General features: G+C 43.9%; 15 protein-coding genes and 1 tRNA gene. 4 read left to right on the top strand and 12 right to left on the bottom strand.

Annotation, left to right across the window (positions count from 1 at the left end; genetic code table 11):
* Positions 1–6: 6 nt before the first annotated feature.
* The 8 genes from EL210_RS11040 to EL210_RS11005 form a co-directional block, all read right to left on the bottom strand.
* Entirely contained in the window at positions 7–600 is a 594-nt protein-coding gene (locus tag EL210_RS11040) for an IMP cyclohydrolase (RefSeq protein ID WP_018919614.1), read from the bottom strand.
* 86 nt (positions 601–686) lie between these two features.
* The gene (locus EL210_RS11035; protein ID WP_018919613.1) at positions 687–2,066 is read right to left on the bottom strand and encodes an NAD(P)-dependent oxidoreductase; all 1,380 of its coding nucleotides are present in this window, start codon (positions 2,064–2,066) and stop codon (positions 687–689) included.
* Between the two features lie 260 nt (positions 2,067–2,326).
* Entirely contained in the window at positions 2,327–3,199 is an 873-nt protein-coding gene (locus tag EL210_RS11030) for a sigma-70 family RNA polymerase sigma factor (RefSeq protein WP_004371557.1), read from the bottom strand.
* A gap of 233 nt (positions 3,200–3,432) precedes the next feature.
* The gene (locus EL210_RS11025; protein ID WP_018919612.1) at positions 3,433–4,938 is read right to left on the bottom strand and encodes an MBOAT family O-acyltransferase; all 1,506 of its coding nucleotides are present in this window, start codon (positions 4,936–4,938) and stop codon (positions 3,433–3,435) included.
* Positions 4,935–6,323, bottom strand: a complete 1,389-nt coding sequence (locus EL210_RS11020) for an SGNH/GDSL hydrolase family protein (protein WP_025879731.1) — start codon at positions 6,321–6,323, stop codon at positions 4,935–4,937. Before EL210_RS11020 ends, EL210_RS11025 begins: the two co-directional genes overlap by 4 nt.
* Positions 6,324–7,628: 1,305 nt before the next feature.
* The gene (gene pyrH / locus EL210_RS11015) at positions 7,629–8,336 is read right to left on the bottom strand and encodes a UMP kinase (RefSeq protein WP_004371538.1); all 708 of its coding nucleotides are present in this window, start codon (positions 8,334–8,336) and stop codon (positions 7,629–7,631) included.
* A gap of 175 nt (positions 8,337–8,511) precedes the next feature.
* A complete protein-coding gene (locus EL210_RS11010; protein WP_018919610.1) occupies positions 8,512–9,309 on the bottom strand; it encodes a biotin--[acetyl-CoA-carboxylase] ligase in 798 nt (265 codons plus the stop codon).
* 21 nt (positions 9,310–9,330) lie between these two features.
* Entirely contained in the window at positions 9,331–9,705 is a 375-nt protein-coding gene (locus EL210_RS11005) for a YraN family protein (protein WP_004377129.1), read from the bottom strand.
* Between the two features lie 202 nt (positions 9,706–9,907).
* Here EL210_RS11005 and EL210_RS11000 point away from each other — a divergent pair, with 202 nt between their 5' ends.
* From EL210_RS11000 to EL210_RS10990, 3 genes are read left to right on the top strand one after another with little or no spacing between them, the layout of a single operon-like run.
* Complete coding sequence (locus tag EL210_RS11000; RefSeq protein ID WP_018919609.1) at positions 9,908–11,056, top strand: DNA polymerase III subunit; 1,149 nt, start codon at positions 9,908–9,910, stop codon at positions 11,054–11,056.
* A gap of 8 nt (positions 11,057–11,064) precedes the next feature.
* The gene (locus EL210_RS10995) at positions 11,065–12,420 is read left to right on the top strand and encodes a PSP1 domain-containing protein (protein ID WP_018919608.1); all 1,356 of its coding nucleotides are present in this window, start codon (positions 11,065–11,067) and stop codon (positions 12,418–12,420) included.
* The gene (locus EL210_RS10990; RefSeq protein ID WP_018919607.1) at positions 12,417–12,887 is read left to right on the top strand and encodes a gliding motility lipoprotein GldH; all 471 of its coding nucleotides are present in this window, start codon (positions 12,417–12,419) and stop codon (positions 12,885–12,887) included. The genes EL210_RS10995 and EL210_RS10990 overlap by 4 nt, the downstream gene beginning before the upstream one ends.
* 532 nt (positions 12,888–13,419) lie before the next feature.
* On the opposite strand, the gene EL210_RS10980 is transcribed toward EL210_RS10990, so the two are convergent.
* Positions 13,420–14,313: a hypothetical protein gene (locus EL210_RS10980; protein ID WP_018919605.1), complete on the bottom strand. Its 894-nt coding sequence runs from the start codon at positions 14,311–14,313 to the stop codon at positions 13,420–13,422.
* 192 nt (positions 14,314–14,505) lie between these two features.
* Between EL210_RS10980 and EL210_RS10975 the strand changes: the two genes are divergently transcribed.
* Positions 14,506–17,076 carry a glycoside hydrolase family 88 protein gene (locus EL210_RS10975; protein WP_026285885.1) on the top strand — a complete coding sequence of 857 codons (2,571 nt, stop codon included), beginning with the start codon at positions 14,506–14,508 and terminating at the stop codon, positions 17,074–17,076.
* A 73-nt stretch (positions 17,077–17,149) separates the two neighbouring features.
* Here EL210_RS10975 and EL210_RS10970 read toward each other — a convergent pair.
* The 3 genes from EL210_RS10970 to EL210_RS10960 form a co-directional block, all read right to left on the bottom strand.
* Positions 17,150–17,222, bottom strand: a tRNA-Lys gene (locus tag EL210_RS10970).
* A gap of 182 nt (positions 17,223–17,404) precedes the next feature.
* Positions 17,405–18,511 (bottom strand): AI-2E family transporter, encoded by a 1,107-nt coding sequence (locus EL210_RS10965; protein ID WP_004377198.1) that lies wholly within the window; start codon positions 18,509–18,511, stop codon positions 17,405–17,407.
* Between the two features lie 5 nt (positions 18,512–18,516).
* Positions 18,517–19,101 carry a thymidine kinase gene (locus tag EL210_RS10960; protein ID WP_004377200.1) on the bottom strand — a complete coding sequence of 195 codons (585 nt, stop codon included), beginning with the start codon at positions 19,099–19,101 and terminating at the stop codon, positions 18,517–18,519.
* Positions 19,102–19,776 lie beyond the last annotated feature (675 nt).

The following is a 19,776-nucleotide window of genomic DNA, read 5'->3' as shown; positions in this document are numbered from 1 at the left end:
TATTTATTATTTTACAAACCAATTGTGTATCGCCGTATCATAATGGCTACTTACACCGAAAGCACGTTCTGCAAACATCTTACGGTCTTCTATTTCTGTCTGTGCACCATTGTGTTTAAGCAACTCAAGCAGCGCTCCATACTCCGCCTTACTTGGAACAATGACAACATCCCTAAAGTTCTTTGCACCGGCACGGATTAATGAAATACCACCAATATCAATTTTTTCTATAATGTCTGCTTCAGCAGCTCCGCTTGCAACTGTCTGCTCAAAAGGATAGAGATCCACTATCACTAAATCAATAGAAGGTATCTCATATTCGGCCATTTGAGCTAAATCGCTCTCTTTGTCACGGCGAGCCAAGATACCACCGAACACTTTCGGATGGAGCGTTTTCACACGACCACCGAGAATTGAGGGATAAGTTGTAACGCTTTCTACTGTCTGACATTCGTAGCCTAAAGACTCTATGAACTTCTGAGTACCACCTGTAGACAAGAACTTTACACCCTCTTCATGCAGTTTAGCAAGCAACTCCTCTAAACCATCTTTATGGAAGACCGAAATAAGAGCTGTCTTGATTTTTTTTGTTTCAGCCATTATAATTTTGAAATATATGATATATTTGGGAGCAAAGTTACTAAAAACTGATGACAGTATCCACTAAAACAACAAAAAATTGTATTTTATTTATCCACCGAATGTTGTTCTTCAACTTTTTTAGCAGCTTCAAGTAATTTAATAGCATCTACATATTGTGCCATGCCTTGTGCTACATCTTTCGCAGCCTTCATTGCCAAAACAACAGTCTGTGGACGATGAACGACATCGCCTCCTGCAAACACTCCACGACGCGTAGTCATACCATAAGGACGTTCAACTACTTTTACATACCCTTTCTCATCAACATCAATACCCTCGGTTGTACTTACAATTCGATTGGCCGGACGACTGCCAATAGCCAGATAAATACGGTCAAAATGCTCAACAACTTCACCTTCAGGCGTATTTAAACGACACGCTGCCAAGCGCCCGTTATCACCTGCAATAAACTCTGCAACCGAGGTGTTCCATCGAAAGTTGACACCTTCATTCACCGCTTGGTCATATTCCGCCTTGATAGCAGGCATCTCTTCTTGAGTACGACGATACAGCACTGTGACATCAGCTCCAAAGCGAATAGCAGTGCGAGCAGCGTCCATCGCAACGTTGCCTCCACCAATAACCCCTACCTTTTCACCATCTTTCAATGGCACCATATCACGTCCCACAGCTCCTTCATTATAACTATTCACATTATGAAGGAAGTAAGTACTCTGACTAACCCCCCGCAACTGCGCTCCCGGTGTACTGTTCATATCCTGCGGAATTGCTGTTCCTGTACCCATGAAAATAGCATCAAATCCTTGGCGAAATAAGCTATCAACCGTCAAACCATCTTTACCAACGAGTACATTACACACAAAGTTTACCCCCAAAGCCTCAATCTTCTGTATCTCGGCACGCACCACTTTCTTGGGCAATCGATATTCAGGAATACCGTACATCAGTACGCCCCCCGGTTCACTTTGCCCTTCATAAATAGTCACACTGAAGCCTTTACGCGCTAAATCACCAGCTACAGTCAATCCCGCAGGCCCCGATCCAATGACTGCAATCTTGCCTCTATCCTTCTGTGGAAGCCTTTCACGCGTCAAGTTCATCTTCGTATCAAAGTCCGCGATGAACTGTTCCAACTTTCCAATCTGTATCGGTGATCCCTTCTTATTCATCACACAATGACCCTGGCACTGCTTTTCATGTGGACAAACACGCCCACAAATAGCCGGAAGATTACTTTTTTCATTGATAATGTGCATGGCATCGCCCATATTACCCATGCTCAATGCATGAATAAAACTCGGTATTTCGTTCTCTATCGGACAGCCTTTCCTACACTGGGGTATCTTACATTGCAAGCATTTCTTCGCCTCAGCGATGGCCTCTCGCATGCTAAAGCCTTCATCAACAGCTTGAAATGAATTAATTTCTTCTACACTCATATTATCTTTTCTATTCGCTAACATGTTCGTTTTGTAATCTTGAGTTTACAAAAATAAGCATTTAATTATAGAATAAGAGCAAAAGAATAGTTTACAGAAAAGATATTAACATTAATTAAATATAAAGCAAACTAAACTGCATACAAAATGAACTTAAGATACAACCCAATCAAAAAATACACATCACCAGTATCCCTTTCAATACATTCAAACAATTCTTATCCATCAACAAAAAGAGAGAAGCCGAAACTTCTCTCTTTATCTTATCTCTTTAAATTAATGACTTATCCCAGATATTTCATCAGAATCTTTGCATAACCACTATCTCGCAGCTTTGCAATACTTTTCTCTCGAATTTGTCTAACACGCTCACGAGTCAGACCAAGTTGGTCTCCAATCTCCTCAAGTCCCTTCTCGTGGCAACCAATTCCAAAGCATTCACGGATGATAGTAATCTCTCGATCCTTCAAAACCTTACGCAAAACAGACTCCAATTCGAGTGCCATTGACTCATGATCCACCTGCTTATCGGTACGACTGTCTTCGCCTCCTGCCATGACATCAACCATACTGTTGTCTTCACCCTCTTGAAAAGGAGCGTCAATACTCACATGATGACTATCGGCCATTAAGCTCTGATCTATCTTTTCTTCCTCAATTTTGGTAGCACTTGACAACTCTGCCAATGAAGGCTTACGCTGGAACTCCTGCTCAAACTTGTTAATTTCACGATTAATCTTATTGAGTGAACCCACCTGATTAAGCGGAAGACGCACAATGCGGCTTTGTTCGGCAATGGCTTGAAGAATACTTTGACGTATCCACCATACTGCATAAGAAATGAATTTGAAGCCACGGGTCTCATCAAACTTCTCTGCAGCCTTCACAAGACCAATGTTTCCTTCATCAATAAGATCGGTCAAGGAGAGTCCCTGATGCTGATACTGCTTGGCAACAGATACCACAAAACGAAGATTGGCAGTGACTAATTTCTCCTTTGCACGCTCACCATCACGACCACCTTTCTTGATTTTCTGTGCTAATTCGATTTCTTCGTCAATGGAAATCAACGGAGCACGACCAATCTCTACAAGGTACTTGTCCAAGGCTTCGCTTGAACGGTTCGTAATACTCTTCTGAATTTTTAGTTGTCTCATCCTTTTTACCTAATTCTTTTCTAACTTCCTGATAATCAACTTCACACACTTTCGCCAACATACAAAAGGCCTGCAAAGGTACACATTATTATAATACAAAACAAGTTTTAATTCATAAAATTACAAATATTTACGTTATTCCAATATTAATTAACACGCAAGTTTCATCAATAAAACATCTTGTTCTCTTCGTCAAAAGAAAGAGAATGAGCCTCAAAAGGTAACGAAAGACCTTAGAACTGGAAATAAATGAATGGCTGTATCGTTGAGCTTTTCACCTGAATAACGATATAGATAACGGCCGTTATCAGTAGCGCATAAACCACGACATTACAACGACGCAGACCGCCAATCATAGTTTCCTGCCAGCTATCAGGCAAGAAATGCGTGAGAAAACCAAAGGCCATGAAAGCCAACACATACTTATATCCGCTCACAATCTGCATCCAAAGTTCAGCATGGAAATTTGTGAATATCCGGGAAATCATTGCCCAACCCGCCTCAAATGAACTGTGACGGAAGAATATCCAGGTGAAACACACGAAATGAAACGTCAGCACAACGGCTACAAACTTCCTTAATCCATGCGACTGATAACCGCGTTCATGGTGCAGAATATCCTGACTGAAGAACTTATGAGCCGCTAAAGCCAAGCCATGCATACCGCCCCAGGCGATGAAATTAAGACTGGCACCATGCCAAAGTCCACCCAACAGCATCGTCACTATAAGATTGACATATTGCCTAAACTTACCCTTTCGGTTGCCACCCAAGGAAATATAGATGTAATCGCGTATCCAACTCGACAGTGAGATGTGCCAACGCCGCCAGAAATCCGTGATACTTGTTGCCCGATAAGGAGCGTTGAAGTTGAGTGGGAAATGAAAACCCAGCAGCAAAGCAATGCCGATAGCCATGTCACTGTAACCGCTGAAATCACAGTATATCTGCATAGCGTAGCCATAAACTCCAAGCAAATTCTCCAAGCCACTATAGAGCATAGCATTGTCAAAAATGCGATCAACGAAGTTAAGACTGATATAATCGCTGATCACTGCTTTCTTGAACAGACCTATAATGATGAAATATACCCCTCGTGCAAACATATCTTTCGTGATAATGACAGGCTTGCTGATCTGTGGGGCAAAGTCAGAAGCACGCACGATAGGGCCTGCCACCAACTGAGGAAAGAATGAAACATAGAATGCATAATCAAGAAGATGGGGCAAAGGTTTCAGCTTTCTGCGATAGACATCAATGGTGTAACTCATGCTCTGGAAAGTAAAGAAACTGATTCCCACAGGTAAAAAGATGTCCCAAGGCTGGAAGTTGTGCCCTATCATCTGACTAATCATACCGGCAAAGAAGTTGGTATATTTGAAATAACCCAACAAACCCAAGTCTATCAACAGGCTCAAAGCCACCAACCACTTGCGCTGTCGGTCAATACCTTTCCTCATTTCGGCAGTCGACACCTGTTCATCAAGCCTATGAATACGGCGAGCTATGAAGAAATCACTCACCGTTACAACTGCCAACAAGAAGAAATACAGCCCGCTGCTCTTGTAATAAAAGTAATAAGAAAAAAGCGTCACAAAGAGCAGCCGAGGCCGCAATTGATGACGAAGCAGCATATATACAAATGAAAATCCCAAAAAGAGAATAAGGAACAACCCACTCGAAAAGATGAGAGGTTCCTTGGGATTATAGGTCAGAAGACTGATGAGTCGCTGTATCATTGTTGTTCCAAAGCCTTACGGCGCTTATAATTTTCAAATCCTGCAATAAAAGAGGGGAACACTTTTCGGGCTATCTGTCTGCCACCTCCAAAGCTCAAATGTGTGTAATCCTTATTAGCGAGATTGCGATCTACAAGCTTTTTCATACTGCTTTCACCGCCCATGGCCTCATACAAATTGTAGAAAGCCACATGACTGTCGGCAGCCAGTTGCGCCTGCAGACCTACAAGGTCTTTCACCTCCTTAAGTGTCGTGATGCCATCTGCCGAACGTTGGTCACGATCGGGCACACTCACAACCAACAGACTCGCCTCCGGATTGGCCGCACGGATATTTTCAATCGCCTTTTTCATACGCTTTATATACATCTTCAACAATGGAACCGTATTGCCCTTAATAGCTTCATTGAGTCCAAAATGCACGATGATGAGGTCGTAGGGGCGCAAATATGCAAAGTCAGACAATGTTTTATGGGGGATACTTCCCAACTGAACACCCGACGAACCACGCATAGACAAGTTGTCAAGAATAACTCCTTTTCCTGATTCCAAAGCTATTCCAAAGAGCGTTGTTTGGGGAGATACCTGTGTGAAACGATAGCTCACAGCGCCCATTTCGCCCTTTGTAGTCAACATCTGCACGCCATCAGATGCACGAGTCTGATATCTATAAGCGGGCATATTGCCTGCCTCGACATTGATTTCTATAGCTTGTGGTGTACGGAAAAACAGATTAGCATGCTGCCAACTGCCCACATGAGGCTGAGATTTTGAGCCACGAGCCGTAACCGATGCCCCCTCTGAAGGCACAAAATAGCGTTGCGAAAAGCCTTGCCGACCCTTATCAAATGGCTTCTTCACTGTGGCAAATCCTACAATTCCATTAGATTTCAGGTTGACAGTACGACGGACAACCGCCGCAGGCATACTGCAATCAACCCATCCCACGCCTGAACCGCCAAAGCGATCTTGAAAGAGTGCACGCAAATCACCTGTCAGAATGTCACCCTCAATGAACGAATCTCCGAAATAAGCAATACGCACCGGTCGGTCAAGTTGCTTCAAACGGGCTAACTGAGCATAGAAGAAATCCATGCCACCTGCCTTTCCTTCCGAAAAATCGGATATCGGTTCAACGCCTTTGGGCCATTTTTCCTTGAACTCAACAACCTTTCCTTTCGCTGCAACGGCAATGACTGACTTCGGCGCTTTGGGCACAGGTATCACATCAACCACACTCTCATGAACGTCAGGCTGTATCTGGCTAAGCAGGTTTACATGCCGAAGTTCTGTTCCACCGATGCTGACAGTGGGCAACTGATGCATGAGCAGAAGGAAAAAGACCACCAATCCTACCAAAGTAAAAGTCCTTACCGGCTGATCCATTACTATTTTTCTTTACCTTAAATAATCAGACTTATCATTTACAGATGAATACAATCCTTTGGCAACCCTGCCTCACAGGGCAAGCTGCATGCGTAAGATTACTTATCTTAGTGCTGCACAAGACATGAAATAAGCTTTTCTGACGGCCGACAAAGGTAATCATAAAATCTGATAAAAGCATTCACTTTCTGAAGTTTTTTACAAGATGTCTGTTGGAAATCTGCCTTATATTTCAGGAAATCCGTCAATTAACAAGCCCACCACTATACAGGAAAACAAATGACATTCAACACAGAAAGTTCTATGATTTCTGTAAACAAAAAAGGCATTTTTTAACATTTCCGAGCATCACCAAATAGAAATGAAAAACCGTTTTTAGTGCAAATGCAAAGCCATTTTATGGCCTTGACGCCTTCTTTTCTATCCCCTTGACATGTAACTCCATTCATCTGATACCTCAATTCTGGATAATATAAGATAAGGTCCCATTTACATGGCGTTGCAATTTGTATTGAATAACCGCACAACTAAAGTCATTTTACGATATAAAGTGACTCAAGTTACAGTGTAATTAGCGTCAAGTTACCGTGTAATTTGAGTCAAGTTAGCGTGTAATTTGAGTCAAGTTGCCACACTATTTGCGTCATTTTGCAGTGTGTTTTGCGTCATATTGCAACACATGATGATTGGAATTGCAGCCTAAGTAGATAAAAACAGGATGATTGAAGCTCGCAGATGATTTGAAACATATGCAGAAAGCAGAACTTCATTCCTATTTGGTGTGCCCCCGAAGTGTTAAAAACGGTAAATAATATTTATAGATTTCAGCGCTTTTGAGAGCATTGGAGGCAATTCAACAAAAGTTCTGTAAGAAAATATAGAAAAGGAAAACAGTTTCTGAATGCTTTGATAATACAAAGTGAAAATACTGCCTATAGCGTTTCGTTTGCATATGAAAGGGAAGGAAAATGATATGGTTTAACCTGCCATCTGCAGCGTTCGACATTGATAGAGAGATGAAACTCAGGGCTGTATTATTCTCAATTGTCTCTTAGGAAGCCTGTCAAAAAGACTTATATCGGTGGTTGAAACCGAAAAAGGGGAAGCACTTTTACACTTCCCCTGTAATAGAATTAATGCCATTGAAAGATTGATGCAATTGGGTTGGAACTGCTTGCAGCAAAGCATTCTGCCTCTTCTGCGCTGCAAAACACCCCGACCTATAGGCCATATTCAGCCTCATTGCATCAAAATCATCTGAAACTTTGGCTCTCACTCCATTGAGAAGGGAGCACTGGATGGTTTCTAATTATGCACCAACGTACCTATTTCTTCTCCGTTCAACACCCGTTTCAAGTTGCCATAAACATCCATGTTGAACACATAGATAGGCAGATGGTTTTCCTTACACATTGTCGTGGCCGTGAGATCCATGACTTTCAATCCGCGCATATAGATTTCATCGTAGGTAATCTCGGTGAATTTTGTGGCCTTACTATCCTTTTCCGGGTCGGCAGTATAAATGCCGTCGACGCGTGTTCCCTTGAGCATTACGTCGGCTTCAATCTCTATACCACGCAGCGAACTGCCTGTGTCTGTCGTGAAATATGGGCTTCCTGTGCCTGCAGAGAAGATGCAGACATAGCCTGATTCCATGGCTTCTATGGCCTTCCACTTGCTATAAAACTCTCCGATTGGCTCCATGCGAATAGCTGTGAGCACTTTTGTTTTAACACCAATCGCACCCAATGCGCTGCTCAGTGCTAACGAGTTGATGACCGTTGCGCACATTCCCATCTGGTCACCCTTTACCCGATCGAAGCCTTTCTGACTTCCACTAAGGCCTCGGAAGATGTTGCCACCACCGATCACAATGCCAATCTGAACGCCCATTTCATGGGCTTCCTTAATCTGTTGTGCATAATCTGACAGACGCTCGGGGTCGATACCATGTCCTTGTTCGCCCATCAAACTCTCACCACTCAACTTAAGTAAAATACGTTTGAACCTCATATTAGTATAAAATAAAAGCACCAGAACAACCTCTCCTGCCCCTCTCTGTAAGAGGTGGAAGCGATTTTTAGACCGCTTTTTGAAAGAGAATGGTCATCTGTTTATTGTGCCGTTGTCATTTGTTAGATTGATATTTTATTTCATTTCGAATGCCTTGAAGATATGTTTCCCTCTTTCAGGAGGGCTGGGGAGAGCTTTTCAAGCTCTCCAACTCCTTGAACCTATACTCGCGGATGACGCCTTCCCGATTTCTGACGACTAATGTCCCATCGTCTTCAACCTCTATGATTGCGGCATCAAACACCTCACCTGAAGCCACATCACGATAGGGATAGAACCCATGACGATGATAAAGTGCCTCATGATAAAGTGCAGAAATGTCACCATATTGTCCGTTTTCAATCCACGAATAATACTTATCGAAAGCTGAAAGCAATTCATTAAGCAGTTTCTTTCGGTCGATTTCATGACCTGATATCTGTGCCAACGAGACGGGATTTGGGGCATCACTCTTGAAAACTTGTTGGTTTACGTTGAGTCCGATGCCAAAGATGCAGTCCTTGATATGGCCTGCAGAGAGCGTCGTTTCAATCAGAGTGCCACTGATTTTGCGGTCACGCCAATAGACATCATTGGGCCATTTCAGCGTGATTTCAGTCGTGTAGCCATCCAAAACCTCTTTCAAAGCCAGACCGCCTGCCATAGAAAGCAGGAACTGATTACGCACCGGAACCATCAAAGGGTGTGTCATGATACTGAAAAGCAGGTTCTTTCCTGCTTCACTTTCCCATCGGTTTGCAGCCTGTCCGCGTCCCGAACGCTGATAATCTGCCACGACAACGCTCATTCTCTGGCTGTTCGAAGGCATCAGTTTGCGTATTTCATCGTTGGTTGATGTGGTTTCTTCGAGCCAGATTACCTCTGGTTTTTCCCGCTGTTTCTTCTTACTGAAGAGCCAATCTCTTATTTTCATTTGTCTTAATATGCAAGTTTATTATACCAAAAGCGGGTTGAAAGCATCCACAATATGTTCGAGTTTGAAGTTTTCGGGAGCCGTTCCAACGATGCTGATCAAATCGAAACGCAAGTCATCCCATATCGCTCTTTCCTTCACATAGGCATTGGCGGCATGGCCGAGATTGCGTATTTTCCGCGCATCTACAGCCTCGTCAGGGTGCATAATCACATCAGAACCTCGCGTTTTCACTTCCACAAAGACCACCGTTGTGCCGTCAGGTGAGCGGGCAATGATGTCAAGATCGCGATGTCCTTGCCGCCAATCGCGCTCTATAATGCCGTAACCTGCATGCTCAAGATATGTAGCTGCGAAGTCTTCTCCTATCTTTCCAAGTTCATTATGTACTGCCATTGTCAACGAATATGGGTTACAAAAATACGATATTTATTCTGTTTCATCAAGTGTTTAGCTAAGAAAAATCATCTTGTCAATGGCATTATTCGTGATATATGCTTTGCCTTTTACTTTCAATTTTGTGTTGGTTGCATTTTTTTTATTATCTTTGCAGAAGATATAGCGACGCTCGGTAATATGCAAAAGAACTATTGTAAGCATGAAATTCAGTGATGTAATCGGACAGAAAGAGGCTAAGAACCGACTGCGAGAGTTAGTGAAAGAACATCGTATTCCTAACACAATGATGCTCTGTGGGCCTGTCGGAAGCGGCAAACTGGCGCTTGCTCTTGCCTTTGCCTCCTATCTGTTAGGTGAACGCAACGATGAGGAATCGTTGCTTTCTGACCCTCGTGCCATTGCAAACGCAGAGGCTATGCTGGCCAAATGGGAACATCCAGACTTGCATTTTACGTATCCTGTCATCAAACCTACAGGCACTTCGGCAGACCATAAGATGACAAGTGACGACTTCTCTCAACAGTGGCATGAACTGCTTTTAAAGTCACCTTATTTCAGCATAGATACCTGGTTGACCGCTATGGACGCTGCAAATCAGCAGGCTTTAATAGGTGCAGGCGAGAGCGATGAACTGACAAGAAAGCTCAGCATCAAGTCAAGTCAGGGCGGTTATAAAGTGAGTATCATCTGGTTACCAGAGCGAATGAATGTGGAATGTGCCAATAAGCTGCTCAAACTTCTTGAGGAACCGCCTCATCAAACGGTGTTCATCATGGTTTGTGAAGAGCCTGAATTGCTGCTTGATACTATCAAGAGCCGCACGCAGCGCATAGACATCAAGCGCATTGATGACGCTTCTTTGGAGCAGGCACTTATCGAACGGCGTGCCATTGATGCTGAAAATGCCCATCGTATTGCACGCATTGCAGGCGGAAACTGGCTGCGGGCGCTTGAAAATCTGGATGCAGGTAATGAGAATCGGCAGTTTCTTGACATGTTCATTATGCTCATGCGATTGGCTTATCAGCGCAATATCAAGGAACTTAAAAAATGGAGTGAGGTCGTTGCAACATATGGACGTGAGAAGCAACGGCGCCTGCTTAGTTATACCATGAATATGGTGAGAGAGAACTTCATGTATAATTTTCAGCAGCCAGAGCTATGTTATATGACGCAGGAAGAAGAGAACTTCTCCCGCAAGTTCGCAAGATTTATCAACGAAGCCAATGTGATAGATATCAGCAATCTGTTGCAGAAAGCACGGCGAGATATAGGGCAGAATGCCAATGCAAAGGTTGTTTTCTTTGACTTGGCGCTGCAAATGATAGTTTTATTAATCAGAAAGTAAAGATCTAAATGGACTTCAAGAATATGAAATTCAAGTTGGCAAGTGGCTGTGATCGTGGCCTTTGCCACAAAGGATGCGGTCGACAAAACCGACAACTCAACACGTATGACTGGTTGGCTGACGTGCCGGGAAATGCTGAAAGCACTGACCTTGTGGAGGTTCAATTCAAGAATACGCGCAAAGGATATTATCACAATGTGAACAATCTTGACCTGAAAAAAGGCGATGTTGTAGCCGTTGAAGCCAATCCCGGGCACGACATTGGAGTGGTTACACTCACAGGTCGACTCGTAAAGTTACAGTTGAAGAAAGCCAATCTCAAGTCGGCTGACGACATCAAACGCATCTATCGAATAGCCAAACCGGTGGATATTGAGAAATATAATGAGGCGAAAGCACGCGAACATACCACGATGATTGAGAGCCGACAGATAGCAAAACGGCTTGGTTTGCAGATGAAAATCGGCGATGTGGAGTACCAAGGTGATGGCAATAAAGCTATCTTCTACTACATCGCTGACGAGCGAGTTGACTTCCGACAGCTTATCAAAGACCTTGCAAGTGCTTTCCATATCCGCATCGAAATGAAGCAGATAGGTGCGCGACAAGAGGCCGGACGCATCGGTGGAACAGGCCCTTGCGGACGCGAACTCTGCTGTGCTACGTGGATGAAGAACTTTGTAAGCGTCAGCACTAATGCTGCCCGATTTCAGGATATATCGCTCAATCCGCAGAAACTTGCCGGGATGTGTGCCAAACTTAAATGTTGTCTGAACTATGAAGTCGACGACTATGTTGAGGCCGGTAAATGCATGCCGGCCCGTGATGTCGTGCTACAGACACAGGATAGTGACTATTATCTGTTCAAAACGGATATCCTTGCAGGTCTCATTACCTATTCAACCGACAAGCATCTTGCTGCCAACTTAGAGGTCGTTTCAGCCCAGCGTGCATACGAAATCATCATGATGAACCGTCGTGGAGAGAAGCCTCTTTCTCTGCTTGAAGATAATAAGAGCAAGGCTCCCAATAAGCCGAAAGACCTTCTTGAAGATGATATCAACCGCTTCGACAAGGCTAAACGCAAGAAGAAAAAACGTATGCCTTCACGCGACAACAAAGAAAATGGATCGCAAAGAACTGCTGCAGAGGGCATCGAAAACCAGCGTCAGCCACGCCAATCCAATGGCAATGGGGAACCACGCAACGGTCAACAGCCCCGCAATAACAACGGAAACCGACGCAATAACCGCGGAGGCAGAGACGAACAGCGCCGGCAAGACGGCGAACGTCGTGCTGAAAGTGAGCGTCAATCCCGCCAGACAGCTCCACAACAGAAGCCAAATACGGAAGAAAAGGCATGAAGATTAAAAGTGTTTTCATAGCTGTCATGACTGCGTTGATACTGAGTTCGTGCACTGAAAACAGAGTCTACGACCGGTATCAACACACACCTGTTGTCGGTTGGGAACGCAATGATACACTCAAATTTGATGATATTGCACGTTTCAAAGATGCAGGTTGCTATACTGCTAACCTCGGATTGCGCATCAACGGCTATTATCCTTTCACGGGATTGACGCTGATTATCGACAAGCTTACGCTGCCTTCGCATGCTGTTGAGAGCGACACCATTAACTGCAAACTCATTGATCAGAGTGGCAACAGTAAGGGAATAGGTGGCATAAGCTATTACCAATACAACTTTAATCTAAAGGATATCACCGTGATGAAAGGCGACAGCATCATCGTCAGCGTTCGACATAACATGAAACGTGAGATACTTCCCGGCATCAGTGATATCGGATATATGCTCATCAAGAAAGATTAAAGGTGCTATTCCCCAGCATTCTTGAGGGAGAGGAAATAGGAATGTTTCGCCCGTTCAAAAGAAGTAAGCATGTATTGTGCTTTTAAGCGGATTATATGTTAATTCTTTTCAAGTATGTTTACAATTGCTTTCGCATAGCCGGCATATTCGAAACACAACCTTTCCTCGCTCAGAATACGCGAGTTTTGAGGCCTCTTCGTAAGGTATTGACAGTCAAGATGTTATCCAATTTGATGCTTTTTAAAGTGTTTGGCAACATTGAAAATACTCGCCTTCTGCGTCACTTCAGCTTGTCATCTGCGTCAAAATGCGTGGTGTTTTCAGGCACTTGGCAGGGTGAAATGATGCAGATAGCGAGCTAAAGTGACAGAGATTGCAATACTTGAAGATAAAAACGAGGGCATCGAAGCTAAGAAATGGTTGCGCTTGTCACAAAAAGTGGTCTTTCTTTTTCTATTTGGTGATCCGTAGAGATGTTAAAAACAGGGAAAGAAACTGAACAAAATCATTTCCTGTTTCCCTGTCTGTCACCTTATTTTTCCTGCCATATCCTGCTGATACCGTCATAGGTTGAAAAGCCGTCTTCTTGCTTTTTCAACTTCAATTCATAATGGACAGAGTCAATGACATGGGTTGAATTTCGGGAAAGGAAACGCACTGTTCCACGCTGGAGCATTTCATCTTCCGAGATAAAAGTGGTCTCTGCATCTACTTCCATGTCTTTGTTGAGTCTGTCAACTACCTTTTTCGGCAGTATCTTCTGCCAGTTCTTGCAGTCTGTCTGCTTGGCATAAGCAGGCGTACAGAAGGCATCTGCAATCATTTGCAGTGAGGTTTGGTCAACTGGTTTCTGTTGACATTCGTGTATCCATGACCTGAAAAACTCAGCTGCTTCGTCCGATTCGTCCATTGCTATGCTTATAAGTGTTCTTTTCATCCTGCCGTCTTGTCCGTAGAAGAGCGTGTAAATCCAGCATGCATCGCTTTCAGGAAAGCAGTTGGAAATACCGATATAGGCTGTCGTTCGCGTGATGAGTTTTACATATGCAGGGTAGAGTTGCAGATAAGGTTGAGGCTTTCGATGCAGGTTTTTGGTGGTGAATTCCTGCTTGTCAACAAGTAGTTTGCCATCTTTATAAAGCGTGATGAGCACGATTTTGTCATAGAAGTCTTCATGCTTCACCTTATATGGTGCGTCAGCTGATTGCAGGATGACACGCCACCCCGCACAGGTGGTATCGGCATCGAGCGTGAGATTCTTGTAGGTTTTACTTGTTTTCTGTGCTTTGAACGATTGTTTCGGCGTAAATATCGTGCTTGGTTGTGCCAACACTCTGGTTTCTTTGCATGCTGATTGCAGCATGATGACAAGCCATGTAGAAAGCAATGAGGCGGTAAATGTGAGGAAATGTCTTGTGTTCATCATGCTTGTGATGTTGTTTCTGGGGCAAATATAGCAAATAATTCACGAAGTGAAAAGCATCCATGTGACTTTTTTTAACAATAGTATACTCATGCATTCGTGCTTTTTCTTTATCTTTGTAAGCGGAGATATATACCCATTATATATTTAAAAGACAAACAAATACGTTAAAAACAAAACCTACTAAGAATCTCTATGAACAAGTTTTCAGTATTGATTTTAATGGTGTTCTTCCCGTTGATTGCCTTGGCCGACGGTTGGAACGAAGTCGAGTATCGGGCGATTGAGCGTTCGATTGAGCAGCCAAAGATAGCGAAGCGCACTGTCGTTATCACGAAATTCGGAGCCAAGACAACGGCTTCTGCAGCACAAAATCAGCAGGCAATCCATCGCGCTATTGCTTATTTAGCGAAGCAGGGAGGCGGAAAGGTGGTTGTTCCTGCTGGAAAGTGGCAGACAGGTGCCTTGCGTTTAGCATCTGGAATAGAGCTTGTTGTGAGTAAGGATGCCTTGCTTCAGTTTGTTTTCGACTGTTCACTTTATCCCTTGGTGAAGACATCTTGGGAGGGAATGATGTGCTGGAACTACAGTCCCTGCATTTATTCTTACGGCGCAGATGACGTGGTTGTGTCGGGAGAAGGCACGATTGACGGAGGCGGTTCGAATGAAACTTGGTGGCCAATGTGCGGGAAACAGGTCTTCGGTTATGTCAAAGGAGTGACCAAGGAGGCGCAGGTGTCGGGCTCACGCAGGCGACTTCAGCAGTTTGCAGAAGATGATGTGCCATGGGATGAGCGTCGTTTTGGCTTGGGACAAGGCCTCCGTCCGCAGCTCATTAACTTCGTAAAGGGAAACAGAGTGCGTGTTTCGGGAGTCACATTACTGCATTCTCCCTTCTGGGTTATTCATCCTTTGCTCTGTAAGAACGTAATCGTTGACGGTGTAAAGATATGGAATGAAGGGCCCAATGGTGATGGTTGTGACCCTGAAGGATGTGAGAACGTATTGATTCAGAACACTCATTTCCACACGGGAGATGACTGTATAGCGATTAAAAGCGGTCGGAATAACGATGGACGGATGTGGAATAAGCCTTCGAGAAACATCATTATCCGTAACTGTGTGATGGAAGATGGGCACGGAGGTATCGTCATTGGGAGTGAGATTTCAGGTGGATGTAAGAATGTATATGCCGAAGACTGCACCATGGATTCGCCGCATCTGGACCGTGTTCTGCGTATCAAGACGAACAATTGTCGCGGTGGTCGCATTGAAAATGTCAACATGCGACGCGTTAAAGTGGGGCAATGTAAGGAAGCAGTCGTTAAGATTAACCTTGATTATGAACCCGAAGAGCCCTGTTATCGTGGCTTCGAACCAGAGGTAAGAGACGTGAATATAGAGGATGTTACGTGTCGGAAGAGTGCTTACGGCGTACTGATTGTGGGGCGTGACAGTGTGGAAAATGTGTCGGATATACGCTTGAAAGACTGTGTTTTCAATGGTATTGGCAGAGAAAACGTAAGGATAACGGGCAAAACTCGTAACGTGAAGTTTGACAATGTCATGATGAACGGCTCATTGGTATTGGCATCCGAAGACCGTCCTTATAAGAGTATGGCGCAATGGATGACTTATTCGGAGATGAAACGTACACCGAAATCCTATCTGCTTGACTTCGCTTCGAAGCCTCGTTGGAACTATGCTGTGGGCATAGAACTCGAGGGATTGCTTGATACCTACCGTGTTCATGGAGATGATTCTATCTTGAATTATCTGCATACATATAGGCAAAAGATGATTGATGAGCGTGGAGATGTAGTGGGATATGACTATAATGCATTCAATCTTGATAATGTAAGACCTGCTAAGTTCATTCTTCGCATGCAACAGTATGGGGCAAGGAAAGGGGAGAAGATTGCTTTGAAAACCTTTATGAAGCAGCTTCTGAACCAGCCAAGAACAAGAGAAGGCGTGTTCTGGCATAAGGCGATATATGCCAATCAGGTGTGGCTTGACGGCATATTTATGGGCTTACCGTTCTATTGTGACTATGCTGTGAAGAACTGTTCTCCACGGAAAGCTTGCCGAATTCTTGATGATGCAGTCAATCAGATGATGCAGACTGACAGACGAACTTACGATGAGAAAACCGGTCTTTGGAAGCATGCGTGGGATGAAACTCATAGACAATTCTGGGCAAATCCACTTACTGGACAGAGTCGTCACACGTGGGCTCGTGCGCTCGGTTGGTATGTTATGGCGATGACCGAGTGCCTTGATATCATGCCGGATGACTACCCCCGCAAGGCAGAAGTAGTGGCATTGTTGCAGAAAGTGATGAAAGCTGTCGTGCAATATCAGGATAAAAAGAGTGGAGTTTGGTATGATGTGTTGGACGTTGAGAGTCCGAAGAACTATTTGGAAAGCACAGCTTCGTGCATGTTTGCCTATGTTTTACTGAAAGGTTCGCGTATGGGCTGGCTTGATACTGACTTCAATGAGGCTGGAAAGCGAGCCTATGAAGGCATTCTGAAGCGTTTTATTCGTGTGAATGAAGACCGTACAATCTCGCTGACGGATTGCTGCAGTGTGAGCGGACTCGGTCCAGGCAAGGGACCGTTCGTGCCTGCAGGCAAGGAAAACTATAAGCGTGACGGCAGCTTCGACTATTATATGAGCGAACTGATCCGCGATAACGACGCCAAAAGTATTGGCCCGTTTATCTGGGCTTCGCTTGAAATGGAACGGTTGAATGCACAATGATGAAATGCTGTTCCCTGCATGTTATGAAATGAAAAAAGAGGAGTTCAATTTTGAACTCCTCTTTTTTATCTTGTGACTCGCATGGGGCTCGAACCCATGACCCCAACATTAAAAGTGTTGTGCTCTACCAACTGAGCTAGCGAGTCAGTCAACTTCCTGTTCGAAAGCGAGTGCAAAGGTACTTATTTTAATTGAAACAGGGAAAGACTTGTGGGGATTATATACTTTAATTTAATATATTTAACAAATCAAGGAGCATTATAAAGTGAGACGCTTGACCTCGAAAGGTGTCGCATGTCAATAGGTCTTGGGCTTTTACCGAAGCCTTTTATTCTTTGATTTCGACCTCTAAATGGGGTTTGTTTTGCCCTTGTTCCTCTTTCGTTATATAGCGCTGCCAGTAAGCAATGAGTAAGGTTGTAAGTGGAAGTGCTATGATCAAGCCGATGAAACCGAGCAGTGCGCCCCATATTGAGAGCGACAACAGCAGGATAGCAGGGTTGAGTCCCATTGCTTTTCCCATGATCTTGGGTGTTACAATGAAGTCGGTAATTGCCTGAACTACGATGAAAACAAGCAATGCCAAGCCAAAAACAATCCAGAAATTCTGCCCGGTATCCGCTGCTTTCAGCATCGCAAGAAAGGCTGTTGGAATGAGTGCAAAGGTGTGAAGATAGGGCACCAAATCAAGTATTCCGATGAGAATACCCAGACCGATAGCCATGGGGAAGCCAATGATTGTAAAGCCGATACAGAACATAATGCCCATACAGAGCGCCACAAGTCCTTGACCTCGCACGTAATTATTAAGCTCACGCTTCACATCTTGCAGGAGTTCTTGCCAGAAAGGACGGTTCTTTTTAGGGAAAATACGTATCCAGTTGGTCGTTAAGTACTCATAATCCAGCAGGATAAAGAACATATATAATAAGGTGATGGCAGAGGCGATAATGCTCAGGATGACGCTGGCCGTCTGGCTTACAAACGAGAAAAGCTTAGGCATTGCGCTCTTGATGGTGTCGCCAAAGTCCTTACTTTTGAAGAAACGTTCTATGTGTTCTTGGTTTGCCTGTATCCATTCTGAGATGTAATTCGTCAGGTTGTTAGTATGCGTAGTGTGATGAACCCAGCGCATAAGAACGGTTTGAAGCTTGTCGAACTGCTCTATCATGGGGGGTATGATGAGGTAGAATACACCTCCGATGACAGCTATAACCAGCAGCATTGTAAGCAGAATGCTGATTGCGCGCACACGGATATGCAGCTTGTTTTCTATGAACTGTACTACCGGATAAAGCAAATAGGCCATAAACCATGCAATGAAGAACGGCAGAAGTACGTTGCTCAGATAGTTGACCAGCAACAAAATCGCAATGATTAACAGGCCGGTTCCTACCCAACGGATAAGCTGATCGAAGGTAATCTCTTTTCTCATAATTCCTATTTCTTTTCCTCTTTCAATGCTTTCTGATAGCAGGCACGGCACAGCGGTTCATATTCTGACTGCTCACCCAACATCACCCGATGCTCATCTGCCACCAAACGATGACTCACATAGGCCAATGCGCCGCACTTTACACATATGGCATGCACCTTGGTTACCTCGTCGGCAATGGCACAGAGGGCTGGAATTGGCCCGAAAGGAACACCTTTGAAGTCCATGTCAAGCCCTGCAATGATGACGCGGATGCCACGGTTTGCCAGCTCATTGCACACATCAACGAGATTGTCATCAAGGAATTGAGCCTCGTCAATGCCTACAACGTCAATGTCGGATGCCAGCAACAGTATCGCGCCCGAAGCGTCTATCGGCGTTGAATGGATTGAGTTCTGGTCGTGACTCACGACATCTTCTTCCGAATAGCGCGTGTCGATTGCCGGCTTGAAGATTTCAACTTTCTGCTTGGCAAACTTAGCTCGCTTCATTCTTCGTATCAGTTCTTCGGTCTTTCCAGAGAACATTGAACCGCATATCACCTCGATTCTGCCCGGGCGATGTGCCTCAACAATTAGATTTTCTACCATGATGGCTACAAAGTTAAGAAAAAAAACGGGAATAGTTACTTGGAAAAGAAGGAAAAAGATGAAGCAAATTTTACGTGCAGTTGCTTCTTTTTAAAAAGTTTCTCATTGTCTTTTAGTTTGCTGTAACTATTGATTTAGGAGGTCATCGGTGGCAAGTATGAGGTCATGCTCATTCTACATACAAGATGACAGGGATGATTTGACGCGGTTTTTCAGCATTTCAAAGTGAGATAATGATGTTGGATATCTCTGCATCATCTGATTTTAATATCTTCAGTGATATGTATATGTTTCAAGGTGTCATGCTTGTAAAACGGTTTGCTTTCTGTAAAGATTGTTATATGGTTTTTAACATTTCAGAAGACTACCAAACAGAGAAAAACAGACGAGAAAACAGGAGTTATTTTGCTTTTTCAAAGTTCTTTGTGTGCAATTTCATTCATGATGCGTTGTAATTTGACGCATATCACAACGCTGTTTGACTCAAAATGCGCGATAATTTGAGGCAGTTTGCAGGCTGATTTGACGCAAATTGCATGGTTTTTCAGTGTGATTTTATCTTATATTCTGCCTTTGATTTCATAACAATTTGATAGTCAGCGTGTTGTGAAGTGCTTAAAAACAGCGCATATTTGAAGCGAGGAAGCTTCTCATTCAGAATACGCTGACTATGCG

Origin of the sequence: Segatella oris (assembly GCF_900637655.1) — a bacterium.
Classification (GTDB): domain Bacteria; phylum Bacteroidota; class Bacteroidia; order Bacteroidales; family Bacteroidaceae; genus Prevotella; species Prevotella oris.
The sequence above is the reverse complement of the archived record's forward strand: the minus strand, read 5'-3'. Positions and strand labels throughout refer to the sequence as shown.